The organism is Variovorax sp. 160MFSha2.1 (genome assembly GCF_048305075.1).
Classification (GTDB): Bacteria; Pseudomonadota; Gammaproteobacteria; order Burkholderiales; family Burkholderiaceae_C; genus Variovorax; species Variovorax guangxiensis.
The window spans coordinates 4,546,152-4,569,647 of the sequence record NZ_CP157624.1 but is presented as its reverse complement, the minus strand read 5'-3'; the positions used below and the strand labels follow the sequence as shown (position 1 = coordinate 4,569,647).

Annotated in this window: 24 protein-coding genes; 3 read left to right on the top strand and 21 right to left on the bottom strand. The window is 66.5% G+C overall.

Features of this window, described 5'->3' with window-relative positions:
- The first annotated feature begins 53 nt into the window (after nt 1-53).
- Entirely contained in the window at nt 54-782 is a 729-nt protein-coding gene (locus tag ABL838_RS20830) for an alpha/beta fold hydrolase (protein ID WP_369661527.1), read from the top strand.
- Between the two features lie 10 nt (nt 783-792).
- Here the strand turns inward: ABL838_RS20830 and ABL838_RS20825 are convergent, their stop codons facing one another.
- The 10 genes from ABL838_RS20825 to ABL838_RS20780 form a co-directional block, all read right to left on the bottom strand.
- Nucleotides 793-1,413 (bottom strand): 3'-5' exonuclease, encoded by a 621-nt coding sequence (locus ABL838_RS20825; RefSeq protein ID WP_418121669.1) that lies wholly within the window; start codon nt 1,411-1,413, stop codon nt 793-795.
- Nucleotides 1,410-1,853: a TfoX/Sxy family protein gene (locus ABL838_RS20820; RefSeq protein WP_184641412.1), complete on the bottom strand. Its 444-nt coding sequence runs from the start codon at nt 1,851-1,853 to the stop codon at nt 1,410-1,412. Before ABL838_RS20820 ends, ABL838_RS20825 begins: the two co-directional genes overlap by 4 nt.
- A 61-nt stretch (nt 1,854-1,914) precedes the next feature.
- Nucleotides 1,915-2,304, bottom strand: coding sequence for a VOC family protein (locus ABL838_RS20815; RefSeq protein WP_093209674.1), 390 nt, complete (start codon nt 2,302-2,304; stop codon nt 1,915-1,917).
- Between the two features lie 31 nt (nt 2,305-2,335).
- Complete coding sequence (locus ABL838_RS20810; protein ID WP_240650801.1) at nt 2,336-2,830, bottom strand: GNAT family N-acetyltransferase; 495 nt, start codon at nt 2,828-2,830, stop codon at nt 2,336-2,338.
- 50 nt (nt 2,831-2,880) lie between these two features.
- The gene (gene fghA, locus ABL838_RS20805; protein WP_184641410.1) at nt 2,881-3,765 is read right to left on the bottom strand and encodes an S-formylglutathione hydrolase; all 885 of its coding nucleotides are present in this window, start codon (nt 3,763-3,765) and stop codon (nt 2,881-2,883) included.
- Nucleotides 3,762-4,691 (bottom strand): alpha/beta fold hydrolase, encoded by a 930-nt coding sequence (locus ABL838_RS20800; protein WP_418121668.1) that lies wholly within the window; start codon nt 4,689-4,691, stop codon nt 3,762-3,764. The genes fghA and ABL838_RS20800 overlap by 4 nt, the downstream gene beginning before the upstream one ends.
- 131 nt (nt 4,692-4,822) lie before the next feature.
- The gene (locus tag ABL838_RS20795) at nt 4,823-5,929 is read right to left on the bottom strand and encodes an S-(hydroxymethyl)glutathione dehydrogenase/class III alcohol dehydrogenase (RefSeq protein WP_184641409.1); all 1,107 of its coding nucleotides are present in this window, start codon (nt 5,927-5,929) and stop codon (nt 4,823-4,825) included.
- Nucleotides 5,930-5,967: 38 nt separating this feature from the next.
- On the bottom strand, nt 5,968-6,621 hold the full coding sequence (locus ABL838_RS20790; RefSeq protein WP_184641408.1) for a glutathione S-transferase family protein: 654 nt from the start codon (nt 6,619-6,621) through the stop codon (nt 5,968-5,970).
- Complete coding sequence (locus tag ABL838_RS20785; protein WP_184641407.1) at nt 6,618-7,469, bottom strand: aromatic ring-hydroxylating oxygenase subunit alpha; 852 nt, start codon at nt 7,467-7,469, stop codon at nt 6,618-6,620. Before ABL838_RS20785 ends, ABL838_RS20790 begins: the two co-directional genes overlap by 4 nt.
- A 14-nt stretch (nt 7,470-7,483) precedes the next feature.
- Complete coding sequence (locus ABL838_RS20780) at nt 7,484-8,158, bottom strand: Rieske 2Fe-2S domain-containing protein (RefSeq protein WP_418121667.1); 675 nt, start codon at nt 8,156-8,158, stop codon at nt 7,484-7,486.
- Between the two features lie 111 nt (nt 8,159-8,269).
- Here ABL838_RS20780 and ABL838_RS20775 point away from each other — a divergent pair, with 111 nt between their 5' ends.
- The gene (locus ABL838_RS20775; RefSeq protein ID WP_418121666.1) at nt 8,270-9,238 is read left to right on the top strand and encodes a LysR family transcriptional regulator; all 969 of its coding nucleotides are present in this window, start codon (nt 8,270-8,272) and stop codon (nt 9,236-9,238) included.
- A 37-nt stretch (nt 9,239-9,275) separates the two neighbouring features.
- Nucleotides 9,276-9,716 carry a type II 3-dehydroquinate dehydratase gene (gene aroQ, locus ABL838_RS20770; protein WP_126024870.1) on the top strand — a complete coding sequence of 147 codons (441 nt, stop codon included), beginning with the start codon at nt 9,276-9,278 and terminating at the stop codon, nt 9,714-9,716.
- A gap of 18 nt (nt 9,717-9,734) precedes the next feature.
- Here the strand turns inward: aroQ and ABL838_RS20765 are convergent, their stop codons facing one another.
- The 11 genes from ABL838_RS20765 to ABL838_RS20715 all read right to left on the bottom strand — a co-directional run bounded on the left by ABL838_RS20765 (nt 9,735) and on the right by ABL838_RS20715 (nt 23,495).
- A complete protein-coding gene (locus tag ABL838_RS20765) occupies nt 9,735-11,288 on the bottom strand; it encodes a SpoVR family protein (protein ID WP_184641404.1) in 1,554 nt (517 codons plus the stop codon).
- Nucleotides 11,285-12,577, bottom strand: a complete 1,293-nt coding sequence (locus tag ABL838_RS20760) for a YeaH/YhbH family protein (RefSeq protein ID WP_126024872.1) — start codon at nt 12,575-12,577, stop codon at nt 11,285-11,287. Before ABL838_RS20760 ends, ABL838_RS20765 begins: the two co-directional genes overlap by 4 nt.
- 51 nt (nt 12,578-12,628) lie before the next feature.
- Entirely contained in the window at nt 12,629-14,551 is a 1,923-nt protein-coding gene (locus tag ABL838_RS20755; protein WP_126024873.1) for a PrkA family serine protein kinase, read from the bottom strand.
- A 792-nt stretch (nt 14,552-15,343) separates the two neighbouring features.
- Nucleotides 15,344-16,471 (bottom strand): molecular chaperone DnaJ, encoded by a 1,128-nt coding sequence (gene dnaJ, locus ABL838_RS20750; protein WP_126024874.1) that lies wholly within the window; start codon nt 16,469-16,471, stop codon nt 15,344-15,346.
- Between the two features lie 108 nt (nt 16,472-16,579).
- Nucleotides 16,580-18,517 carry a molecular chaperone DnaK gene (gene dnaK / locus ABL838_RS20745; protein WP_184641402.1) on the bottom strand — a complete coding sequence of 646 codons (1,938 nt, stop codon included), beginning with the start codon at nt 18,515-18,517 and terminating at the stop codon, nt 16,580-16,582.
- A 118-nt stretch (nt 18,518-18,635) separates the two neighbouring features.
- Nucleotides 18,636-19,208, bottom strand: a complete 573-nt coding sequence (gene grpE, locus ABL838_RS20740) for a nucleotide exchange factor GrpE (protein ID WP_126024876.1) — start codon at nt 19,206-19,208, stop codon at nt 18,636-18,638.
- Between the two features lie 151 nt (nt 19,209-19,359).
- Complete coding sequence (locus ABL838_RS20735; RefSeq protein ID WP_013540334.1) at nt 19,360-19,710, bottom strand: FKBP-type peptidyl-prolyl cis-trans isomerase; 351 nt, start codon at nt 19,708-19,710, stop codon at nt 19,360-19,362.
- Nucleotides 19,711-19,794: 84 nt separating this feature from the next.
- Entirely contained in the window at nt 19,795-20,250 is a 456-nt protein-coding gene (locus tag ABL838_RS20730; protein WP_369661536.1) for a winged helix-turn-helix transcriptional regulator, read from the bottom strand.
- A 178-nt stretch (nt 20,251-20,428) separates the two neighbouring features.
- A complete protein-coding gene (gene asd, locus ABL838_RS20725; RefSeq protein WP_184641400.1) occupies nt 20,429-21,280 on the bottom strand; it encodes an archaetidylserine decarboxylase in 852 nt (283 codons plus the stop codon).
- A 111-nt stretch (nt 21,281-21,391) separates the two neighbouring features.
- A complete protein-coding gene (locus ABL838_RS20720; RefSeq protein ID WP_126024879.1) occupies nt 21,392-22,387 on the bottom strand; it encodes a Bug family tripartite tricarboxylate transporter substrate binding protein in 996 nt (331 codons plus the stop codon).
- Between the two features lie 40 nt (nt 22,388-22,427).
- Nucleotides 22,428-23,495 carry a lactonase family protein gene (locus tag ABL838_RS20715; RefSeq protein WP_184641399.1) on the bottom strand — a complete coding sequence of 356 codons (1,068 nt, stop codon included), beginning with the start codon at nt 23,493-23,495 and terminating at the stop codon, nt 22,428-22,430.
- Nucleotide 23,496: the final 1 nt, after the last annotated feature.

Here is a 23,496-nt window from a genome sequence, read left to right as displayed (position 1 = left end):
CATCGCCCCGTTCCTAAAGTCCCTCTGCATCGAAACAACGAAAGAGACTTCCCATGTCCGATACCTATGTCCTGGTCCACGGCGCGTGGCATACAGGCGCCGAGATCGAAGCCGTGGCCGACGGCGTGCGCGCGGCCGGCCACACCGTGTACTGCCCCACGCTGGCGGGCAACAACCCCGGCGACGACCGTTCCAGCACCGGCCTCGAAGACGCCATCGCCTCCGCCGTGCGCTACATCGAGGAGAAGGACCTGACGCAGGTGCGCCTCGTGGGCCACAGCTACGGCGGCATGGTGATCTCGGGCGTGGCCGACCGCATCGCCCACCGGCTCAAGCGGCTGGTGTACATCAACGCCTTCGTGCCGCTGGACGGCGAATCGCTCAACGACATGGTGCCGCCGCACTACGTGACGATGTTCGATGCCGTCGCCGCGGCCAACGGCAACGCGGTGACGCTGCCCTTCGAGATCTGGCGCGAGGCCTTCATCAACGACGCCGACCTCGCGACCGCGCAGGCTGCCTACGAGAAGCTCAACCCCCATCCGTATCGCACCTTCACGGACAAGATCCGCCTGAGCCAGCCGCTGGCGGCGCTGGCGCTGGGCAAGTCGTACCTGAACTGCCAGCAGGACACTGCGATGCCGCACGGCCTGCCGTGGCACCCGCGCCTGTCGGAGCGGCTCGGCCTGTTCCGCCTGGTGGAGTGCCCGGGCAGCCACGAGATGTTCTTCTCGAACCCGAAGCGGCTCGCCCAGGCCATCATCGAGGCCGGACGCGACTGAGCCCTTCGGATCAGGCGCCGCCGCCGAAGAGCGCGTCGTACACGCGGATCGACGCCCAGGCGTCGTTCGCGGCGTAGCGGACCTGCGCCTCGGTGAGCTGCCGGTTGGCCCAGTTCGAGGTGGTCGCCTTGCGCGACTTGACGAAGCGGCGTCCGAACACCAGCGCCACCGCCGCCTTCACGCCCACCGACCTGCGGTAGCCGCGCCGGCGGAACTCGTCGTCGATGTCGAACACGGCCTTCGGCTCGATGTTCAGCCGGTTGCGGATCAGCGTCAGGTCGCCCGACAGGCCGAAGCCGACCTTGCGCAGCTCGGTGGAGGCGATCAGCGCGGCCACCACCGGATTGCACTCGGTGCGGTGCAGCTGGAACAGCCAGGCCGCATCGCGCGTGGCGAACTGCACCACGTGCGGGCCGCCCGACACCTCGTTCTTCGCGAAGGTGGGCTTCGATTCGGTGTCGAAGCCCGCGATGCCGGCCGCCAGCAGCGTGGCGGCGGCGCGCTCGGCCTCCTGCAGCGTGGAGACGACCACGACGTTCGCGGCGGTCAGGGTTTCGAAGGGGTCGAGCAGCGCGATCTGTTCGCGCTCGGGCAGGGGCGGGAGCGCGGGGTTGTTGCGGCGCTCGTTCACCGGGAGGCCGCTTTCGCGGTCGGCTTTTTCTTCTTCACGGAGGCTTTCTTCGCGGCTGTCTTCTTTGCGGCGACCTTCTTTGCGGCCGGCGCTTTCTTCGGTTTCTTCGGCTTCGGCGGCTGGCCCGAGCGCAGTGCCGCCTCGTAGGCGAGCCGGCCCCAGCGGGCAGCCTCCTCGCGGTCCTCGAAGAGGTCCGCCGGGGCGAGCCGGTACGACATCGGCATCGACTTGCCCTGGCGCACGTATGTGAAGGGCTGCAGGTTCAGCCTGTCGAAGTGCGGGGCGCTCTCAGCGTCGGACTTCAGGTAGAGCGTTTCGTTGGCGACCAGCGCGATCATCCGGCCCTCGTGCCAGACGCCATGGCCGCCGAACATGCGCCTGGTTTCGATGCGGCCCAGGCGCTCGAAGATCTCGTGCAGGCTTTGGACGAACTCGCTCATCGGCGTGCCTTCGTGCTTCGCGCTGCGGCGCGAGCTTGCCTGGGGCGGCCCGGCGCGGCACTCATGCGGTGATCTCGATGCGGTTGCCGTCCGGGTCGAGCACCACGCTCTCGTAGTAGCCGTCGCCGGTGCGGCGCGGGCCGTCGAGCAGCGGATAGCCGTCGGCCTTCAGGCGTTGCGTGAGTTCGTCCACGGCGGCGTCGGAGCCCACGCTGATCGCCAGGTGCGTCCAGCCCATGCGCTGGGCGCCGGCTTCGGCCGGCACGGGCGAGAGCGTGCTGGTGGTCATGGCCTCGATGCGCGCGCCGTCGCCCAGGCTCAGGAAGCAGGAGGCGAAGCCCTTGGCCGGGTTGACGTAGCCCGCGCCAGCGGTGGCGCCGAAGTAGTCGACGTAGAAGCGCTTGCAGCGTTCGAGATCGGTGGTCCAGAGTGCGATGTGGTCGATGCGCATGGGGAAGCGAAGAACGAAGGAAGTCGGCCGCTCAGGCGATGCGCCACGGCGGGCGCGAGGGCGACCAATGGTAGGCGATGCGCTCGCGGCCGCTTGTGGGGTGGCGGTCGGCCGCGCCGCGCTCCAGCCCGTAGCGTTCGTAGAAGCGCTGCGCCGAGGTGTTGCCGGCCGCCACGTGCAGCCGCCAGCCGTTGGGAATGCGCACGCAGGCCTCGTCGAGCAGCGCCTTGCCCAGGCCCTGGTTGCGCAGATGAGGCTCGACGAAGAGCTGGGCTACGTACTCGCGCCTCACGAGCAGCACCATGAAGGCCAGCACCTGGCCTTCGCGCTCGGCCAGCACCACGTCGGCGGGCGGGCCGAACTCGGTATGCACGCGATGCAGCCAGTGGGCGATGGGCTCGATGTGCGGCACGTCGCGGTTGGCGGAAATCCAGGCGCGCCGCCAGATGCCCGCCAGCACCATGTTCTCCTCGGCGCCGCCTTCGCGCGACCGCAGGTGGAAGACCGGAGTTTGGGCGGCGGACATGATGCGTTTCATGATACGGCGCGGCGCCGCCGCGGTCGATGGGCCGTGCTCTAGCTGGAGGCCCGCAAGGTCTGCGCGTGGTGCGCGATGTGGTCCGCCATGAAGCTCTGGATGAAGTAGTAGCCGTGGTCGTAGCCCGCGTGGCGGCGCAGCGTGAGCGGCTGGCCGGCGGCGAAGCAGGCGGCCTCGAAGGCCTCGGGATGCAGCTGCTCGGCCAGGAATTTGTCGTCCAGGCCCTGGTCGATGAGGATGCCCTGCGGATACGGCGCCGTGACCTGCGACTTCATGAGCGCGCTGGCATCGTGCGCCAGCCATTGCGCGCGGTCGGCGCCAGGCTCGCCCAGGTAGCCCGCGAAGGCCTTCTCGCCCCATGGGCACTGCGTGGGCGCGCAGATCGGCGCGAAGGCTGACAGCGACCTGAAGCGCCCCGGATGCCGAAGCGCCAGCGTGAGCGCGCCATGCCCGCCCATCGAGTGGCCGAAGATGCCGATGCGCTCGCCGTCGATCGGGAAGTGCCTGGCCACCAGGGGCAGCAGCTCCTGCACGATCCAGCTTTCCATGCGCCAGTGCGTGGCCCAGGGCTCGGCCAGCGCGTCGAGATAGAAGCCGGCGCCGATGCCGAAGTCCCAGTTGTCCCTGGCGCCGGGAATGCCTTCCACCTCCGGGCCGCGCGGACTGGTGTCGGGCGCGATCAGCGCGATGCCCAGGCTGGCCGCCATGCGCTGCGCGCCGGCCTTGATGGCGAAGGTCTCCTCGTTGCAGGTCAGCCCCGCGAGGTAGAGCAGGGCGGGCACGCGCTCGTGCGCGGCCTGCGGCGGCAGGTAGACCGAGAAGCGCATCGGCAGGCCGATCTCGAGCGAATGGTGCTCGACGAAGCGCTGCAGGCCGCCGAAGGCGCGGTGCTCGGAAAGCAGCTTGGGGGTGTTGTCGGTCATTGGGGGTTCTTGTCGTTGCTGCGCAGTGCCGGCACGAGCTCGAGCACGGCGTCGGCGAAGGTGCGCGGCGCTTCCTGCGGCAGGTTGTGGCCGGCGCCGGGCACCAGCCGGTGCGAGCGCGGGCCGCCGAAGCGGTTGGCGTGGGCGGAGGCATCGGCGGGCGGACGCACGCCGTCGTCGATGCCGTCGAAGGTGATGGCGGGCACGGTGATCGTCGGCTGGGCCGCGAGGCGGCGCTCGATGTCGGCGTAGGCCGGATCGCCCGGCACCAGGCCGAACCGGTGGCGGTACGACTGGATCACCACGTCCACGAAGTCGGGGTGCTCGAAGGCGGTGGCGCTGCGCTCGAAGGTGGCGTCGTCGAACTTCCAGGTGGGCGACCACAGCTTCCACAGCAGCTTCGTGAACGCCTTGCGGTCTTTCTGCAGGCCGGCGCGCCCGCGTTCGCTGTGGAAGTAGTACTGGTACCAAAGGCTGTGCTCGTTGTCGGGCGTGTCGGGTTCCATCGCCTTGGCGATGTTCTGGATGTTGTAGCTGTTGAGGGACACCAGCCCCGCGCAGCGCTCGGGCCACAGCGCCGCGACCACGCAGGCCGCGCGGCCGCCCCAGTCGTAGCCGGCCAGCAGGGCGCGCTCGATCTTCAGCGCGTCGAGCAGCGCAAGCAGGTCGGCGCCCAGCGCGGCCTGCTCGCCCGAGCGCGGCGTGGCCTCGCTCAGAAAGCGCGTGGCGCCGTAGCCGCGCAGGTACGGCACGATCACGCGGCAGCCGGCGTCGGCCAGCAGGGGCGCGACTTCGGCATAGGTGTGGATGTCGTACGGAAAGCCGTGCATCAACAGCACCGGCGGGCCGTCGGCGGGGCCGGCTTCGTAGTAGGCGACTTCGAGGACGCCCGCCTCGATCCTGCGCAGGGGTTCCATTCTTTCCATCAAGAGACCACCTTCGAGTAGTGAACTGATGCCTGTTCCAGGAACACCGCGGAACCGGCTTGGCCGGGCCGCAGGTGTTGCCCCCTTGCAGGGGGGTGGCGCAGCGACACGAAGTGCGCGTAGCCTGGGGGTTAGTAGATGACCACGCCGCGGATGGATTCGCCGCGCTTCATCAGGTCGAAGCCGTCGTTGATCTTCTCCAGCGGCATCGTGTGCGTGATCAGGCTGTCGATGTCGATCTTGCCTTCCATGTACCAGTCGACGATCTTCGGCACGTCGGTGCGGCCGCGCGCGCCGCCGAAAGCCGAGCCTTCCCACTTGCGGCCGGTGACCAGCTGGAACGGGCGGGTGCTGATCTCGGCACCGGCCTCGGCCACGCCGATGATGATGCTGCGGCCCCAGCCCTTGTGCGTGCACTCCAGCGCCTGGCGCATCACCTTGGTGTTGCCGATGCACTCGAAGCTGTAGTCGGCGCCGCCGTCGGTCAGCTGCACGATGGCATCGACCACGTTCTCCGTGTCCTTGGGGTTGATGAAGTGCGTCATGCCGAACTTGCGGGCCATGGCCTCGCGCGCGGGGTTCAGGTCGATGCCGATGATCTTGTCGGCGCCCACCATCTTCGCGCCCTGGATCACGTTCAGGCCGATGCCGCCGAGGCCGAACACCACCACGTTGGCGCCGGCTTCCACCTTGGCCGTGAAGATCACCGCGCCGATGCCGGTGGTCACGCCGCAGCCGATGTAGCAGACCTTGTCGAACGGTGCGTCCTCGCGGATCTTGGCCAGCGAGATCTCGGGCGCGACCGTGTAGTTGCTGAAGGTGCTGGTACCCATGTAGTGGGCGATGGGCTTGCCGTCGAGGCTGAAGCGGCTGGTGCCGTCGGGCATCAGGCCCTTGCCCTGCGTGCCGCGGATGAGCTGGCACAGGTTGGTCTTGCGGCTCAGGCAGAACTTGCACTGGCGGCATTCGGGCGTGTACAGCGGAATGACGTGGTCGCCCTTCTTCAGCGTGGTGACGCCGGGGCCGACGTCCACCACGATGCCCGCGCCCTCATGGCCCAGGATGGCGGGAAAGATGCCCTCGGGGTCGGCGCCCGAGAGGGTGTAGTAGTCGGTGTGGCAGATGCCGGTGGCCTTGATCTCGACGAGCACTTCGCCGAACTTCGGGCCTTCGAGGTCCACGGTTTCGATGGTGAGCGGGGCGCCTGATTTCCAGGCGACGGCGGCTTTGGTCTTCATGATGTTCGATCTCGGAAGCGGGGAATGGGAGGGGATTCTCAGGCAGGGCCAGCAGGGAAGATACCCGACATGCCGATGAACCCCGGCAGGTGGCGGAAATCCCAGACCCAGTTTCGCAGCGCGGGAAACTCGTCGAGCGAGATGCCGCCTTCGCCCGCGAGCGCCACATAGGGAAAGCAGGCGAGGTCGGCAATGGTGGACTCCGGCGCCGACGCGAGCCAGCGCAGGCCTTCGGTGGCTCGCTCGGCGAGGTGGTCGTCGAGCACGCGGAACACGGCGCGCGCGCCCGCGCGGCAGGCATCGATGTCGAGGTGGTGATAGCCGAGCGCGTCGTGGAGCCGCGCGGCCGAGGCGGTTCGGGTGATCTCGTCGGCGGTGGCGAGCCACTGGGCGACTTCGCCGCGCAGCTTCGCGTCGGCGGGGTACCAGCGGCCCTGCGGGTCGTAGCGGCTCGCGAGATAGACCAGGATCGCCTGCGCGTCGCGCAGCAAGAAGCCGTCGTCGCCGATCACCGGCAACTGGCCCAGCGGATTGACGTCGGCGAGGAACGCGGCCGACTTGTGCTCGCGGCCGGGAAAGAAATCGACCGGCACCGTCCGGTACGGCACGCCCAGCCAGGCCAGCATCTGCCGCACCTTGAAGCAGTTGCCCGAGAGCGGGTAGTCGTAGAGCTTCAGCGTCGCCGTCGTCATGCCGCAGCCCTCACGCCGAAGCGCATGCCGCGCTCGCGCAGCCATCGCCGGTAGGTGACGGAGGAGGTGTCGCCGCGCGTGGGCGTCTCGGCGCGGCCTTCGAGCGGCATGCGCTTGAAGGCGTGATTCTCCAGGATGGGCTTGTCCTGCCCGAAGATGGTGTGCTGGAAGGCGATGAGCTCGGCGTCGGTGGAATGGTCGTCGTAGCAGGCCAGCAGGGTGTGGGCGATCACGTGTTCCTCGTCGACCGGCTGCAGGAAGATGCCGATCGCATCGAGCTCGCCCGCGCGGAAGCTGCTCTTGTAGAGCATGGCCGAGAAGGGCTGCATCACGCGGTACTTGTAGAGCACCTCGCTGCCCGAGGCGTCGTGCGCGGCGGAGGCGCGCGGCTGCCAGAAGCGGCAGTCGGTGGCCCAGATCTCGCCGGTGGCGGGCTCCACCTGCACCTGGTACTGCGCCACCTCGGTGTGCGGCACCTTGCCGAGGTAGTCGGCATGCACGAAGGGAAAGTGCGCCATGTCGAGAAAGTTCTCGATCACCCGCAGGCCCGACACCGCGACGCCGATGCCGCCGCAGTCGACGCGACGGCGGCCGGGTTCGCCGTATTCGGGAAAGTCGAACAGCGGGCGAGCGGGGCGGCCGCTCGGGCAGACCCAGAGATAGCCGTAGCTGGATTGCACGGCGAGCGGGGTGTCGCCGAGGCTGCAGCGGGGAGTGCCGTCGGCATCGGTCGACAGCCGCACGGTTTCGCCGAGCAGCCGGGTTTCGCGCGAGGCCGTTGGCGCCGGCGCGGGGCCGACGACCAGCCAGTCGTCGAGCATGTTGGGATCGTCGGTGACGAAGGGCATGGGTTTCTCTTCTTTCAACCCTGGGGCAGGGCTTCGATTTCGGTGCGCAGCTGGCGGGCGGCCGCGTGCAAGGCTTTCATGGCGGCCGAGCCGGGGGCGGCTTCCGTCCACAGGTGGATGAAGGCGAGCCGGGGCTGGGCGTCAAGGACGAGGGCGACGGTTTCCGTGCCGCCGATCCGGCCCCGCCAGGAGGAGGAAACCCTGGCCATGCCGTGGCTCTCCAGCGCTTCACGAGCGGCCTGGGCGGGCGCGCGAACCGTCAGCGTGCGGCAGAAGTGCCAGCCGGTGGGAACGGCATCGCGCAGTTCGTCTGGAACCGGTGCAGCCTCGGGCGAAAGATTCACCCACAGCATCCCGGCCGCCTCCGCCGTGCCGAAGGTCTTCGCGCAGACGTTGCGCGGCGCCTGCATGGCCGGGTGCGCCGGAATGCTGGTGCACTGCCCGCTGCCGGCCTCGTACTGCCAGCCGTGGTACGCGCAAGCCAGGCGGTTGTCGATGACCTGCCCGAGCGTGAAGCGCACGCTGCGGTGGGGGCAGCGGTTTTCCCAGGCCTGGGCGGTTCCGTCGGCGGCGCGCCAGAGCGCAAGTTCCTGGGCTTGGGCGAAGCCGGCGACGATGTTGGCGCCCGGGCGCAGGTCGGCCGAGCGCGCGACGGGGTGCCACGCGGCCGTGTGTTGTGGAGTGTTCATGGAGGGATCGTGGGAAGCGAACTGTTCGCCGGTGATACCGTACCGCTTCCGCCGCACCGATGAAAGTCACATGAAGAGACGCTGCTTTTCATTCCTGCAACGCTGGGCCGCATGAGCCGCATCGATCTCGCCCTGGTCGAGGCTTTCGTGCTGATCGCCAGGAGCGGCAGTCTCACCAAGGCCGAAAGCCTCTCCGGCGTTTCCAAGGCCACCCTGAGCCGGCAGCTCACGCGGCTGGAGGAGCTGCTGGGCGCGCAACTGCTGCTGCGCAGCCCGCGCCGCATCTCGCTCACCGAGGCCGGCCGCGCGTTTCTTGTGCGCGGCGAAGGGCTGCTCGACGAGGTGAAGGGCCGGCTCGAAGAGGCCAGCACCGAAGTCCACGCGTTGACGACGGGCGTGTCGGGCAGCCTCTCGCTGCTGTCGGACACGCAGTTCAGCACCTCCTTCGTCTGCCATGTGGTCAAGCTGTTCCTCGAGGAGCATCCGCACGTGCGCTGCCAGCTCGACGTGGCCAGCGGCTTCCATGCGCCTCGGATCGACGACGTCGACTGCTACGTGTGCTCCGAGCCGCCCGATGCGCCGAACCTCGTGGCTCGGCTGCTGGGGCGGCTGAACTACGGGCTGTACGCGAGCCCGCAGTACCTGGCGCGGCACGGGGTGCCCTCGTCACCCGATGAGCTGGTGGCGCACCAGTCCATCGTGATGAAGGAGCCTTCGGAGCGCTCGCAGGTGCTGCTGGTGTCGGGCGCGGCCAGCTTCGCGTTCGGCCCCGAGCCGGCCTTCGAGACCAACGACCACTGGGTGATGAAGACCTTCTGCATCGACGGCCTGGGCATCGCGCTGCTGCCCGCCTTCTTCGTGCGGCCCGAGCTGGAGCAGGGCGTGCTGGTGCCGGTGCTGCCGCAGTGGCAGCCGGAGCCGCGGCGCATCTACTGCGCCTACCAGCGGCAGCGCTACATGGGGCGGAAGCTGCGCTCCTTCGTCGACCTGATGGCGCGCTGCGTGGTCGACATCGACTCGTACAACTACTACGTCGGCTCGTCCGCCGCGCGCAGGCGCAGGACGGCCGCGAGACCATAATCGGCGTCTGTTCGCCAGATTCCGCCAGACAACCATCATGAAGAAGATCCTCGTCCTCAACGGCCCCAACCTCAACCTGCTCGGCACGCGCGAGCCCGAACAGTACGGACGCGACACGCTGGCCGACGTCGAGCGCCTGTGCAAGGAAACGGGCGCGAAGTTCGGCGTCGAGATCGAATGCCGCCAGTCGAACCATGAAGGCGTGCTGATCGACTGGATCCAGGAGGCCGGCCGCGAAGTGGCGGCGGGCAACATGATCGGCGTGGTGATGAACCCCGGCGCCTACACCCACACCTCGATCGCGCTGCACGACGCCATCAAGGGCGCGAGCGTGCCGCTGATCGAACTGCACATCTCGAACGTGCATGCGCGCGAGGAGTTCCGCCACCACTCGTACATCTCGCCGGCGGCGAAGGGCATCATCGTGGGGCTGGGCGTGAAGGGCTACATCCTCGCCATCACGGCGCTGGCGGCCTGACCCGGGCCCGCGGCGCGCTCAGTAGAGTTGTTTGGGCGCCGAGGCCTTCCAGCTGCGGCTGATGCGGCCCTGGCTGTCGATGCTCTCCAGGTGCACGTCGAAGCCCCAGAGCCGGGCGACGTGCTTGAGCACCTCTTCGGCCGTGTCGTGCAGCGGCAGGTTGTTGCGCTGCGTGTGGCGCAGCGTCAGCGAGCGGTCGCCGCGCATGGCCACGTTCCACACCTGGATGTCGGGCTCGCGGCTTCCCATGTCGTACTGGCGTGAGAGCGATTCGCGCAGCGCGTGGTAGCCGCTGTCGTCGTGGATGGCCGACACCTCCAGTTCCGATTCGCTCTGGAAGTCGCGGATCGCGAAGAAGCGGAAGTCGCGCATCGTCTTCGGACTCAGGAACTGGCCGATGAAGCTCTCGTCCTTGAAGTTGCGCATCGCGTAGTCGAGCGTGCGCAGCCAGTCGGTGCCCGCGAAGTCGGGGAACCAGCGGCGGTCTTCCTCGGTGGGCTTCTCGCAGATGCGCCGCAGGTCGGTGTACATCGCGAAGCCCAGCGCGTACGGGTTGATGCCGCTGTAGGCGCGGTGGCCCACCGGCGGCTGGAAGATCACGCCCGTGTGGGAGCTGAGCCATTCCATCATGAAGCCGTCGGCGAGCTGGCCGCGGTCGTACATGGTGTTGAGCAGCGTGTAGTGCCAGAAGGTGGCCCAGCCTTCGTTCATGACCTGGGTCTGGCGCTGCGGGTAGAAGTACTGCGCGATCTTGCGCACGATGCGCACCACCTCGCGCTGCCACGGCTCCAGCAGCGCGGCGTTCTTCTCGATGAAGTAGAGCAGGTTCTCCTGCGGCTCCAACGGAAAGCGCTTGGCAGCGTCGGCCTCGGCCGCCTGCTCGCTCTTGCGCGGCAGCGTGCGCCAGAGGTCGTTCACCTGCTGCTGCATGTGGCGCTCGCGCTCGGCGCGCTGGGCGGCTTCCTGCGCCAGCGAGCGCTTCTGCGGGCGGCGATAGCGGTCGACGCCGTAGTTCATCAACGCATGGCAGGAGTCGAGCAGCTCTTCCACCGCGTCCAGGCCCTGGCGCTCCTCGCACTCGGCGATGTAGTGCCGCGCGTACACCAGGTAGTCGATGATGGACGAGGCGTCGGTCCACATCCGGAACAGGTAGTTGCCCTTGAAGAAGCTGTTGTGCCCGTAGGCCGCATGCGCGATCACCAGGGCCTGCATGGCCATGGTGTTCTCCTCCATCAGGTAGGCGATGCAGGGGTCGGAGTTGATGACGATCTCGTAGGCCAGCCCCATATGGCCGCGCTTGTAGTTCTTCTCGGTCGAGATGAACTGCTTTCCGTACGACCAGTGCCGGTAGATCATGGGCATGCCCACGCTCGCGTAGGCGTCCATCATCTGCTCGGCCGTGATGACTTCGAGCTGGTTCGCGTACACGTCCAGGCCGTAGCCCCGGGCCGTCTTGGCGATCTCCGAGTGGTAGGTCTCGATGAGTTCGAAGGTCCAGTCCGAAGGGCTGGGCAGGCGGTCCAGTCGAGGGAGGCTGGTGGCCGGAGGAGGGGCGGTGATGGCGGTGTTCATGACGTGACCCCTTCCTTCTTGAACAGGTCGCGGAAGACCGGGTAGATATCTTGAGCGTCGGACACCTTGCGCATCGCGAAGTTGGGCTCCACGCCTTCGAGCTGCTGGTATTCCTGCCACAGGTTCTGCTCGGTCTCGGCCACCTGCACGTAGGCGTAGTAGCGCACGACCGGCAGGATGTTCTCGACCAGCAGCTCGCGGCAGCGGCCGCTGTCCTGGTGCCAGTTGTCGCCGTCGCTGGCCTGCGCGCCGTACACGTTCCATTCGCCGCTGGGGTAGCGCGCCTTGATGATCTCGTCCATCAGCACCAGCGCGCTGGACACCACCGTGCCGCCGGTCTCGGTGGCGTGGAAGAACTCTTCCTCGCTCACTTCCTGCGCCTGCGTGTGGTGGCGCAGGAAGACCAGGTCGATCTTCTCGTAGTGCCGCGTGAGGAACATGTACAGCAGCATGAAGAAGCGCTTGGCCATGTCCTTGCGCGCCTCGTCCATCGAGCCCGACACGTCCATCAGGCAGAACATCACGGCCTTGGCGCTGGGCACCGGTGTCTTCACGCGGTTGCGGTAGCGCAGGTCGATGGGGTCGATGTAGGGCACGTGCCGCATGGTGCGGCGCACTTCGGCGATGCGCTCTTCCGTCTCGCGGATTTCCTTCTGGATGAAGGGCTGCTCGACCTGCGGATGCTTGCGCAGGCTTTCGAGGTGCGCCTCCAGCCGCTTGAGCTCCTTGCGCGGCTCGCCGCCCAGCGCGATGCGGCGGGCGAGGGCGCCGCGCATCGAGCGCACCACGTGCAGGTTGTTGGGCGAGCCGTCGCTGGTGAAGCCGGCGCGGTGGCTCTTCCACTCGGGCACGTCGGCGATCTGCGTGCGGATGAGGTGTGGCAGCGCGAGGTCGTCGAAGAAGACGCGCATGAACTCCTCGCGCGTGAGGCGGAAGACGAAGTCGTCCTCGCCTTCGCCGCTGTCGCTGGCCTCTCCGCTGCCGGAGCCGCCTCCGCCGCCGCCTTCAGGCCGCTTGATGCGGTCGCCCTTCAGGTACTCCTGATTGCCGGGGTGCACGTACTCGCGGTCGCCGCCGCGGGCGTGGCCGAACACGGGCTCCGACACGTCGTGGCGCGGCAGCGTCACATCTTCGCCCTGCTCCAGTTCGCGGATGTTGCGGCCGCTGACGGCGCGCCTCACCGCTTCCTGGATCTGCCCCTTGTAGCGCCTGAGGAAGCGCTCGCGGTTGCCAATGGACTTGTTCTTGCCCGACAGGCGGCGGTCGATGATCTGCTGCAGGATGGCCACGATGTTGTCAACGCTCCTTGCAAAGAGAGAACGATCGGAAGGGCCGTTTTTCTATGAGCTTTTACGCACCCGCAGATACCACTCGCACAGCAGGCGCACCTGCTTGGCCGTATAGCCCTTCTCGACCATGCGGGTCACGAAGTCCTCGTGCTTCTTCTGCTCGTCGGCGCTGCTCTTGGTGTTGAAGCTGATCACCGGCAGCAGCTCTTCGGTGTTGGAGAACATCTTTTTCTCGATCACCGAGCGCAGCTTCTCGTAGCTGGTCCACGCCGGGTTGCGCCCCGCGTTGCCGGCCCGCGCGCGCAGGACGAAGTTGACGATCTCGTTGCGGAAGTCCTTCGGGTTGCCGATGCCCGCGGGCCGCTCGATCTTCTCGAGTTCGGCGTTGAGCGAGGCGCGGTCGAAGACTTCGCCGGTGTCCACGTCGCGGAACTCCTGGTCCTGGATCCAGTAGTCGGCGTAGGTGACGTAGCGGTCGAAGATGTTCTGGCCGTACTCGCTGTAGCTCTCGAGGTAGGCGGTCTGGATCTCCTTGCCGATGAACTCCGCATAGCGCGGCGCCAGAAGCTCCTTGATGTAGCTGATGTACTTCTGCTCGACTTCCGGCGGGAACTGCTCGCGCTCGATCTGCTGCTCGAGCACGTACATCAGGTGCACCGGGTTGGCGGCCACCTCGGAGCTGTCGAAGTTGAAGACCTTGGAGATGATCTTGAAGGCGAAGCGCGTGGAGACGCCGCTCATGCCTTCGTCGACGCCCGCGTAGTCGCGGTACTCCTGGATCGACTTGGCCTTGGGGTCGGTGTCCTTGAGGTTCTCGCCGTCGTACACCTGCATCTTGCTGAAGGTGCTGGAGTTCTCCGGCTCCTTCAGGCGGGTGAGCACCGAGAGCTGGGCCATCATGCGCAGCGTTCCGGGGGCGCAGGGAGCGTTGGCGAGCGAGGAGTTGCGCACCAGTTTCTCGTAGATCTTGATCTCTTCCGAGGCCCTCAGGCAGTAGGGCACCTTGACGATGTAGATCCGGTCGAGGAAAGCCTCGTTGTTCTTGTTGTTCCGGAAAGCCTTCCACTCGCTCTCGTTGCTGTGTGCGAGCACGATGCCGTCGAAGGGTATGGCGCCGAAGCCTTCGGTGCCCTTGAAGTTGCCTTCCTGGGTGGCCGTCAACAGCGGGTGCAGCACCTTGATGGGCGCCTTGAACATTTCCACGAACTCCAGCAGGCCCTGGTTGGCCAGGCACAGGCCACCGGAGTAGGAGTAGGCGTCGGGGTCGTCCTGGGCGAAGGTCTCGAGCTTGCGGATGTCGACCTTGCCGACCAGCGAGGAGATGTCCTGGTTGTTCTCGTCACCGGGCTCGGTCTTGGCGACCGCGATCTGCCGCAGCACCGAGGGAAAGCGCTTGACCACCTTGAACTGGCGGATGTCGCCGCCGTACTCCTCGAGCCGCTTGACGGCCCAGGGAGAGAGAATTCGATTCAGGTAGCGGCTCGGGATGCCGTATTCCTTTTCAAGGATCTCGCCGTCCTCGACCGCGCTGAAGAGGCCCAGCGGCGATTCGTTCACCGGCGAGCCCTGGATGGCATAGAAGGGCACGTGCTCCATGAGCTGCTTCAGGCGCTCCGCGATGGAGCTCTTGCCGCCGCCCACCGGGCCCAGCAGGTAAAGGATTTGCTTCTTTTCTTCCAGCCCCTGCGCGGCGTGGCGGAAATAGGACACCACTTGTTCTATGGCGTCTTCCATGCCATAGAACTCCTTGAATGCCGGATAGATCTTGATGACCTTGTTCGCGAAGATGCGCGAAAGGCGGGGGTCGTTGCGGGTGTCGACCAGCTGGGGCTCGCCGATGGCCTTGAGCATGCGCTCGGAGGCAGTGGCGTACGCCATGGGATCACGCTTGCAGGTGTCCAGGTAATCCTGCAGCGAGATGACTTCCTCGCGGGTGCGCTCGTAGCGGGCGGCAAAGTTGCTGATCACATCCATGGTCACGCCTCCTTCAGGTCGGTGGGCTTTTGGCCCGATGGCGTGCAGCAAAGGCCTTGCGCAACATTTAAAGGTGTGCCTGCCCATGGCTGCATGCCGTGGAAAACTCCCTTACAACAATCTGCTAACAATCAGCATAAAGCAAAGATTGAACCCGGCAAATCATTTGTTAATTCAGAACCACGACGCCAAGTAAAGTTCCACAAAAAGCAAGGAACAAATTTCCAGATTTCAGGTAAATTTAAAGGCTCGCTTTCTTGATTCTCTCCGGGTGAAAACACCTATGCCGAATGGCCATCGTCCGTTTTTGCCTTTTCTCCGGGAAAAAATCGCCTATTGAGCTTCGAGGCTCAAAAAACAGGCGTTCCTGTCGCAATAACGCGCGATCTGCCGTTCGGTTTATTGCTCAACCCAAAAAAATATAAAAGCAAACCCTGAGCCACCTTCGGATAGGTGACTCGCGTGAGTCGGTGTCGGTATCGCGCCCGGGACAGGGTCGGCCTGATCCTCCTGGTGCGGATGCACCGCCTCGGTGCGCTAGAGCCCTAGAGGCTGGTGCGCCGGTCAATGAGGCCGGATTTGCTTCGGGGATGAAGTGGCCGATGGGGGAGGCTGCTTTCCAGCCACCCCATCTGCAGCGAGGCGGCGAGGCACCCCGGTTCGCATTGAAGCCATGAAGTGATGGGGCCCCGCCTCGCAACGGGACTCCACATCTCGAACCGGCCATTGCGGCCGGCCGTGAGCACAACGCCGGTCTCCTGCGCAGCGGCAGGTCCGGCGGGTGCAGGACGATCAGCTGAAGAATTCCTTCGCCTTGTCGAACCAGCCCTTGTCGGTGGGGCTGTGCTTCTCTCCACCCTTCTTGAGCGAATCGTCGAGGTCCTTCAGCAGCTTGCGCTGGTACTCGGTGAGCTTCACCGGCGTCTCCACACGCACGTGGCAGTACAGGTCGCCCGGGTAGCTTGAGTTCACGCCCTTGATGCCCTTGCCGCGCAGGCGGAACTGCTTGCCGCTCTGCGTGCCTTCGGGAATGTCGATGGCCGCCGCGCCCTTCAGTGTGGGCACGTTGATCTCGCCGCCGAGCGCGGCCGTGGTCACGCTCACCGGCACCACGCAGTGCAGGTTGTCGCCGTCGCGCTCGAAGATGTCGTGCTTCTTCAGGCGGATCTCGATGTACAGGTCGCCCGGAGGGCCGCCGTTGACGCCGGGCTCGCCGCTGCCGGTCACGCGCATGCGCTGGCCGTCGTCGATGCCGGCGCGGATCTTCACTTCGAGCGTCTTGTTGCGCTTGATCTTGCCCTGGCCATGGCACGCGGTGCAGGGCTCGGGAATGATCTTGCCGCTGCCGTGGCAGGTGGGGCAGGTCTGCTGCACGCTGAAGAAGCCCTGGCGCATCTGCACCGCGCCCGCGCCGTGGCAGGTGGTGCAGGTGATGGGCTTGGTGCCGGGTTTCGCGCCCGAGCCGTGGCAGGTCTCGCATTCGTCCCAGGTGGGAATGCGGATCTCGGTGGTCTTGCCCTCGGCTGCTTCCTCGAGCGTGATCTCCATCGCGTAGCTCAGGTCGCTGCCGCGGAAGACCTGCCGGCCGCCGCCACGGCGCCCGCCGCCGAACACGTCGCCGAAGATGTCGCCGAAGGCTTCAGCGAAGCCCCCGAAGCCTTCCGCGCCCGGGCCGCGCATGTTCGGGTCGACGCCGGCATGGCCGTACTGGTCGTAGGCCGCGCGCTTCTGGCCGTCGGACAGCATTTCGTAGGCTTCCTTGACCTCCTTGAACTTGGCCTCGGCCTCCTTCGCGGTGTCGCCGTGATTGCGGTCCGGGTGGTGCTTCATCGCGAGCTTGCGATAAGCCTTCTTGATTTCTTCTTCGCTGGCGTTCTTGGGGACGCCGAGGGTTTCGTAGTAGTCGCGTTTGGTGGCCATGGCAGGTCGATCGGGAGATCAGGGAAGCAGCGGGAACTCGGGTGACTTGAAGCGAGAAAGGCTGGAGCACCCTTTCAGGTGTTCCAGCCTTGGTCGGCGGGCTGGAGATCAGCCCTTCTTGACTTCCTTCACTTCGGCGTCGACCACGTTGTCGTCAGCCTGTGCGTGCGATGCAGCTTCCGCGCCAGCCGCGCCGGCTGCTGCCGACGCGCCGGCCGCGGCCTGCGATTCGGCATACATCTTCTCGCCGAGCTTCTGGCTTGCGGTCATCAGCGCGTTCGTCTTTTCCTCGATCGCGGCCTTGTCCTCGCCCTTGAGGGCTTCTTCCAGGTTCTTGATCGCGGTCTCGATCGCTTCCTTCTCGGCGGCTTCGAGGCTGGCGCCGTGTTCGCCCAGCGACTTCTTCACGCTGTGCACCATCGCTTCGCCCTGGTTGCGCGCCTGAACGATCTCGAGCTTCTTCTTGTCGTCGGCGGCGTTCAGCTCGGCATCCTTCACCATCTTCTGGATCTCGTCTTCCGACAGGCCCGAGCTCGCCTTGATGGTGATCTTGTTTTCCTTGCCGGTGCCCTTGTCCTTGGCGCCGACGTGCAGGATGCCGTTGGCGTCGATGTCGAAGCTCACCTCGATCTGCGGCGTGCCGCGCGATGCCGGCGGAATGCCTTCCAGATTGAATTCGCCCAGCAGCTTGTTGCCTGCGGCGATGTCGCGTTCACCCTGGAACACCTTGATGGTCACCGCCGGCTGGTTGTCCTCTGCGGTCGAGAAGGTCTGCGCGAACTTCGTCGGGATCGTGGTGTTCTTGGCGATCATCTTGGTCATGACGCCGCCCATGGTCTCGATGCCCAGCGACAGCGGGGTCACGTCCAGCAGCAGCACGTCCTTGCGGTCGCCCGAGAGCACCTGGCCCTGGATGGCGGCGCCGACGGCCACGGCCTCGTCGGGGTTCACGTCCTTGCGCGGTTCCTTGCCGAAGAAGGCCTTCACCTTCTCCTGCACCTTGGGCATGCGGGTCATGCCGCCGACCAGGATCACGTCGTTGATGTCGCCCACGCTGATGCCGGCGTCCTTGATGGCCAGGCGGCAGGGAGCGATGGTGCGCTCGATCAGCTCGTCGACCAGGCTCTCCAGCTTGGCGCGGGTCAGCTTGATGTTCAGGTGCTTCGGACCCGATGCATCGGCCGTGATGTACGGCAGGTTGATGTCGGTCTGCGCGCTGTTCGACAGCTCGATCTTGGCCTTTTCAGCGGCTTCCTTCAGGCGCTGCAGTGCCAGCACGTCCTTGCTCAGGTCGACGCCCTGTTCCTTTTTGAACTCGCCGATGATGTAGTCGATGATGCGCTGGTCGAAGTCTTCGCCGCCCAGGAAGGTGTCGCCGTTGGTCGAAAGCACTTCGAACTGCTTCTCGCCGTCGACGTCCGCGATCTCGATGATCGACACGTCGAAGGTACCGCCGCCGAGGTCGTACACGGCGATCTTGCGGTCGGCCTTGTCCTGCTTGTCCAGGCCGAAGGCCAGGGCAGCGGCGGTGGGTTCGTTGATGATGCGCTTGACGTCGAGGCCCGCGATGCGGCCGGCGTCCTTGGTGGCCTGGCGCTGGGCGTCGTTGAAGTAGGCGGGCACCGTGATCACGGCTTCGCTGACGGTCTCGCCGAGGTAGTCTTCGGCGGTCTTCTTCATCTTGCGCAGGATGTCGGCGCTGACCTGCTGCGGGGCGATCTTCTTGCCGCGCACTTCCACCCATGCGTCGCCGTTGTCGGCCTTGGCGATGGTGTAGGGCATCAGGTCGATGTCCTTCTGGACTTCCTTTTCCTCGAACTTGCGCCCGATCAGGCGCTTGATCGCGTACAGCGTGTTCTTGGGGTTGGTCACGGCCTGGCGCTTGGCCGAGGCACCGACCAGCACTTCACCGTCTTCCTGGTACGCGACGATCGACGGCGTGGTGCGTGCACCTTCCGAGTTCTCGATCACACGCGTGGTGTTGCCTTCCATGATCGACACGCACGAGTTGGTGGTGCCGAGGTCGATGCCGATGATCTTTGCCATGTTCTTACTCCTGAAAGCCTGAAAAATATGTTGTTATGAACTTGTGGATAACCCGTCGCGATTCAAGGCATGAAGCGGGGATTTCCTGTGGGAATCTTGTGCGTCGCCGAACGGCGGGTCACTTCGGGGCGCTGACCGTGACCAGCGCCGGGCGCAGCACGCGGTCGTTGATGGTGTAGCCCTTCTGCAGCACGGTGACCACGGTGTTGGGTTCCTGGTCGGCGGGGACCATCGAGATGGCCTGGTGCTGGTGCGGGTCGAACTTCGTGCCGGGCGCGGGGGCCACTTCGATCACCTTGTTGCGTTCGAGCGCGCTCTTGAGCTGGCGCAGCGTGGCTTCGGCGCCTTCGCGAATCTGCTCGGGCGTGGCGTCCTTGACGGCCAGGCCGGCTTCCAGGCTGTCGGTCACCGGCAGCAGGCTTTCGGCGAAAGCCTCGACGGCGAACTTGCGGGCCTTGCTGACTTCCTCGTCCGCGCGGCGGCGGGCGTTCTGCACGTCCGCCTGGGCGCGCAGGTACTGATCGGCAAGCTCGGCATTCTTGGTCTGCAGCGCGGCGAGCTCGCCCTGGGCGACGGCCAGGGCATCGAGCGCCTCGGCTTCGTTGGCGGCTTGCGCTGCCTCCAGTTCTTCGGGGCTGGGCTCGCCTTGCAGCATTTGAGAATTCTGTGCGGATTGTTGCGGGTCAGACATTTTTCAAAGAACCGGCACGTGCCGGAAAACAAACGATAGCCAGCCACATGGGGCTGGCCGAAGGCATTTCAAGCGAAAAAATGGGGTCGAAACGACCTCCGAGACACGAAAAAGGCCCGAAACCGGGCCTTGGAGCCGTCAGCTGGGATGCTCAGTGGGCGTCGAGCAGTTCGACGTCGAACTTCAGGGTGGCGTTCGGGGGGATCACGCCGCCCGCGCCGCGCGCGCCATAGCCCAGCGATGCGGGAATGATCAGCGTGCGCTTGCCGCCGATCTTCATGCCGGCCACGCCTTCGTCCCAGCCCTTGATGACCTGGCCCGCGCCCAGCGAGAACGCGAAGGGGTCGTTGCGGTCGCGGCTGGAGTCGAACTTGGCGCCTTGCACGCCGTCGTTGTAGAGCCAGCCGGTGTAGTGCACGTGCACGTGCTGGCCGGCCTTGGCTTCGGCGCCGGTGCCGACTTCGGTGTCTTCGTATTGCAGGCCGGAGGGAGTGGTGGGCATGGGAAACGCTCCTTGCGTCGATGTGAGATCCGTGGATCGAAGGCGCGGAGTTTACCGAGGCCCGGCGGGCAGCCCCGCCGTCCGTCAGCCGTGGCTGCTGTCGTCGCCGGACGGCGCGGGTGTAGGCGCAGGCGCCGGAGGAGGTTCGGGGGAGGGCGCTGCCGGGGGCGCAGCGGGAGCCATGGCGGGAGCGGCGGAGGCGGTTGCGGCCGGCGCAGCAGGCGCAGTTGCCGCAGCCTTCTTCTGCTGGCCGAGCTGCCATTTGCCGGCGAAGGCCTGCAGGTCGGACAGGCGCTTGAGCAGGTCCTGCCCGCTGAGCGTGAGGCTGTAGCCGTCGCTGCCATGGCCCACGAGGCCGGCCTCGCGCAGTTCCTTGATGCGGGTGTTGAGCGTGTTGGGAGTGATGCCGCCGACGCTGTCCTGCAGCAGGCGGAAGGTCTGCGCATGGCCGTCGCGCAGGGCCCAGAGCACGCGCAGCGCATAACGGGCTTCGAGCAGGGCGAGCAGCTGGCTGATGGCTGCGTTTTCCTTGGTACTCATCGACATCATCTCCTCGAAGCTGGGCGGGCCGTCGACCTGCGGGGGCAGGGCGATGCCTCGCGTTCTTGTGGTTGGTTATGAACCGTCTCGTTGGGCGGCGACTATAGCGCAATCGATGAGGATGCTACTAGTTTTGTAGCTGTCAAGGCAAGCTGGATGCGGCTTGTGAGACAAAGCCTCACAAATTGGTGTATTCGGCCATGGCTTCGCCCAACCGGATCGCGCGGCCGGGCGACCACTGCGGGTTGAAAGCCAGCGCGGGCGCCGGGAAGAGCATGACGACGGTGGAGCCCAGCAAGAACCGGCCCATCTCGTCGCCCTTGCGGATGTCGATCTGCTGGTCGGTGTAGTGCCACTCGCGCAGCTCCCCCACGCGCGGCGGATTGACCACGCCATGCCACACGGTGGCCATGCTGCCGACGATGGTGGCACCCACCAGCACCAGCACGAAGGGCCCGCGCGCCGATTCGAAGACGCACACCACGCGCTCGTTGCGCGCGAAGAGGCCGGGCACGCCGCGCGCCGTCGTCGGGTTCACCGAGAACAGGTCGCCCGGCACGTGGATCATGCGCACCAGCCGCCCGTCGCAGGGCATGTGGATGCGGTGGTAGTCCCTCGGGCTCAGGTAGAGCGTGGCGAAGCTGCCGTGCGCGAACTTCGCGGCCAGGGTGGCGTCGCCGCCCACCAGTGCGGTGGTCGTGTAGTTGTGGCCCTTGGCCTGGAATATCTGGTCGCCTTCGATCGCTCCGAACTGGCTGATCGCGCCGTCCACGGGGCAGATCAGGTCGGCCTGGGCGATGGGCCGGGCGCCGGGCTTGAGCTCGCGCGTGAAGAACTGGTTGAAGCTCTTGTAGTGGCTGATGTCCGACTCGAGCGCCTCGCCCATGTCCACGCCGTACTTGGCCACGAAGCGCCGGATGATCCACGTCGTCACGGCGCCCCGTTCCTTGCCCGCGACCCAGCCGGCGAAATTGGTCAGGGCCTGCTTGGGAAACAGGTATTGGGGCAGTACGGCGGAGCGGTCGGACACGTGGGAATGATCTGGAAAGCGGATCGGAGGGGCATTCTATAAAGGGCTTTTCGCCCGGGACGTAGGAAGCTTCCCTTGGTTCTTCCGGCCAACCCCGCCGATCGCGCCGGATCAGTCGGGCTTGATCCCCGCCGCCTTGATCACCTGCGCCCACTTCTCCACCTCGGCCTTTTGGAAGGCCGCGATCTGCACCGTGCTCAGGTCGGCCGGCTCCATGCCGAAGCCCTTGAGCTTGTCCTGCATCTCCGGCGTCGCGAGGATCTTGCGGATCTCGGTGTGCAGCCGGTCGACCACCGGCGCGGGCGTGTGCGCGGGCACGAAGATCGCCTGCCACGACACCACCTCGAAGTCCTGCAGGCCCGGCACGCCCGACTCGGCCACCGTCGGCACGTCGGGCATCGAGGCCAGCCGCTTCGACGAGGTGACCGCGATCGCGCGCAGCTTGCCGCTCTGGATGTGCGGGCCGGCCACCACCGTGGTGTCGAACATCATGTCGACCTGCCCGCCGATCACGTCCTGGATCGCCGGGCCGCTGCCCTTGTACGGGATGTGCGTGAACTTCACGCCCGACTTGTAGGCCAGCAGTTCCAGCGCCAGGTGCTGCGAGGTGCCCGTGCCGGCCGATGCCGACGAGAGCCCGCCCGCCTTGCCCTTGCTCGCGGCGATCACGTCCTTCAGCGTCTTGTAGGGGCTCGCCTGGTTCACCACCAGCACCACCGGGTTGGTGCCGATCAGCGTCACCGGCGCGAACGACTTCTGCGGGTCGTAGCCGAGCTTGGGGTACAGGCTCACGTTGATCGCGTGCGAGCTGATCGTGCCGCCCACCAGCGTGAAGCCGTCGGGCGCGGCGCGCGAGCCGATCTCGGAGCCCACGCTGCCGCCGGCGCCGCCCTTGTTGTCGATGATCACCGTGGTGCCCAGCGCGGGGCCCAGCTTCTGTCCTATCAGCCGGCCCAGCACGTCGGTGGTGCCGCCCGCCGGAAAGGGCACGAGGTAGGTGATCGGCTTGCCCGTGGGCCAGTTGCTGCTGCCCTGGGCGAATGCCGCCGGAAGCGCGGCGGCGACCGAAGAGGCGAGGGCGGTGCGGATGAGTGTGCGGCGTTGCATGCGAAGTCTCCTTGGGTTGTCAGTTGGCGCCGGCTGCCCTTCAGGGCAGGTCGACGATCTCGATCCAGTTCGGGTTCTTGCCCACCTCCAGGTGCTGGGGCGTGCCCAGCGCGCCGGTGTCGGCGTCGATGGCGTAGAGGGAGATGCCGTTCGATTCCTGTCCCGCCGCGATCAGGTAGCGGCCGGTGGAATCGATGGCGAAGCCGCGCGGCCCCTTCTCGGTCGGCGTCTGGCCCAGCGGCTGCAGCTGCCCCGTAGCGGCGTCGACCTTGAATGTCGAGAGCGTGCTCGAGGTGCGCTCCGACGCGTAGAGGAAGCGCCCGTCCGGCGTCAGGTGCAGGTCGGCGGCCCAGGGCTTGCCGGTGAAACCGGCGGGCAGGGTGGTGGTGCTCTGTTCGAGCCTGAGCGTGCCGCGCGCGGCGTCCCAGGCGAACACGTGCAGCGCGGCGTCGAGCTCGTCCAGCAGGTAGACGTGACGCTGCGCCTTGTCCCACACGAAGTGGCGCGGGCCCGACTTCGCGGCGGTGGTGGTCAGCGGCGGATCGTTGGGCGAGAGCAGGCCTTTCTCCGCGTCGAAGCGCCAGCTCGACACGTTGTCGCCGCCCAGGCTGGTGGCGAGCACGAAGCGGTTGCTCGCGTCGGCGTGGATGGCGTGCGCGTTGGGCGCCGTCTGGATCAGCTGGTTGATCGGCCCCACCGCGCCGTCCTTGCCCACGGCGTTGACCGTGATCTTGCCGCCCTGGTAGGAGGCCGCGAACAGCCACTTGCCGCTCGCGTCGAGGTCGATGTTGGCCATGCTGTCGGCCAGTGGCGCCTCGCCCAGCTTCCGCAGCCTGCCGCTGGCGCCGTCGATCGACAGCGCGGTCACGCGAAACGGCTGCGAGCGCAGCGCGGCGTACAGCACGCGCTTGTCGCGGCTCACCACCATCGGCATCACCGTGCCGCCCACGTTCAGCGTCTGCACCGGCTTGAGCGCTCCCTGGCTCCTGTCGAGCTCGAGCACCGAGATTTCCTGGCTGTCGGCGTTCGACACGTAGACCCAGGTGGCGGCCGATGCGGGTACCGCCGCGGCCAGCCACAGCAGCGATGCGATGGTCGTCTTCTTCATG

Excerpts from the sequence above, each read along its gene's own strand:
- ABL838_RS20830 (WP_369661527.1), top strand. The coding sequence starts at position 54 with ATGTCCGATACCTATGTCCTGGTCCACGGCGCGTGGCATACAGGCGCC.
- ABL838_RS20820 (WP_184641412.1), bottom strand. The coding sequence starts at position 1,853 with ATGAGCGAGTTCGTCCAAAGCCTGCACGAGATCTTCGAGCGCCTGGGC.
- ABL838_RS20815 (WP_093209674.1), bottom strand. The coding sequence starts at position 2,304 with ATGCGCATCGACCACATCGCACTCTGGACCACCGATCTCGAACGCTGC.
- ABL838_RS20810 (WP_240650801.1), bottom strand. The coding sequence starts at position 2,830 with ATGTCCGCCGCCCAAACTCCGGTCTTCCACCTGCGGTCGCGCGAAGGC.
- fghA (WP_184641410.1), bottom strand. The coding sequence starts at position 3,765 with ATGACCGACAACACCCCCAAGCTGCTTTCCGAGCACCGCGCCTTCGGC.
- ABL838_RS20800 (WP_418121668.1), bottom strand. The coding sequence starts at position 4,691 with ATGGAAAGAATGGAACCCCTGCGCAGGATCGAGGCGGGCGTCCTCGAA.
- ABL838_RS20795 (WP_184641409.1), bottom strand. The coding sequence starts at position 5,929 with ATGAAGACCAAAGCCGCCGTCGCCTGGAAATCAGGCGCCCCGCTCACC.
- ABL838_RS20790 (WP_184641408.1), bottom strand. The coding sequence starts at position 6,621 with ATGACGACGGCGACGCTGAAGCTCTACGACTACCCGCTCTCGGGCAAC.
- ABL838_RS20785 (WP_184641407.1), bottom strand. The coding sequence starts at position 7,469 with ATGCCCTTCGTCACCGACGATCCCAACATGCTCGACGACTGGCTGGTC.
- ABL838_RS20780 (WP_418121667.1), bottom strand. The coding sequence starts at position 8,158 with ATGAACACTCCACAACACACGGCCGCGTGGCACCCCGTCGCGCGCTCG.
- ABL838_RS20775 (WP_418121666.1), top strand. The coding sequence starts at position 8,270 with ATGAGCCGCATCGATCTCGCCCTGGTCGAGGCTTTCGTGCTGATCGCC.
- aroQ (WP_126024870.1), top strand. The coding sequence starts at position 9,276 with ATGAAGAAGATCCTCGTCCTCAACGGCCCCAACCTCAACCTGCTCGGC.
- ABL838_RS20765 (WP_184641404.1), bottom strand. The coding sequence starts at position 11,288 with ATGAACACCGCCATCACCGCCCCTCCTCCGGCCACCAGCCTCCCTCGA.
- ABL838_RS20755 (WP_126024873.1), bottom strand. The coding sequence starts at position 14,551 with ATGGATGTGATCAGCAACTTTGCCGCCCGCTACGAGCGCACCCGCGAG.
- dnaJ (WP_126024874.1), bottom strand. The coding sequence starts at position 16,471 with ATGGCCACCAAACGCGACTACTACGAAACCCTCGGCGTCCCCAAGAAC.
- dnaK (WP_184641402.1), bottom strand. The coding sequence starts at position 18,517 with ATGGCAAAGATCATCGGCATCGACCTCGGCACCACCAACTCGTGCGTG.
- grpE (WP_126024876.1), bottom strand. The coding sequence starts at position 19,208 with ATGTCTGACCCGCAACAATCCGCACAGAATTCTCAAATGCTGCAAGGC.
- ABL838_RS20735 (WP_013540334.1), bottom strand. The coding sequence starts at position 19,710 with ATGCCCACCACTCCCTCCGGCCTGCAATACGAAGACACCGAAGTCGGC.
- ABL838_RS20730 (WP_369661536.1), bottom strand. The coding sequence starts at position 20,250 with ATGAGTACCAAGGAAAACGCAGCCATCAGCCAGCTGCTCGCCCTGCTC.
- ABL838_RS20720 (WP_126024879.1), bottom strand. The coding sequence starts at position 22,387 with ATGCAACGCCGCACACTCATCCGCACCGCCCTCGCCTCTTCGGTCGCC.
- ABL838_RS20715 (WP_184641399.1), bottom strand. The coding sequence starts at position 23,495 with ATGAAGAAGACGACCATCGCATCGCTGCTGTGGCTGGCCGCGGCGGTA.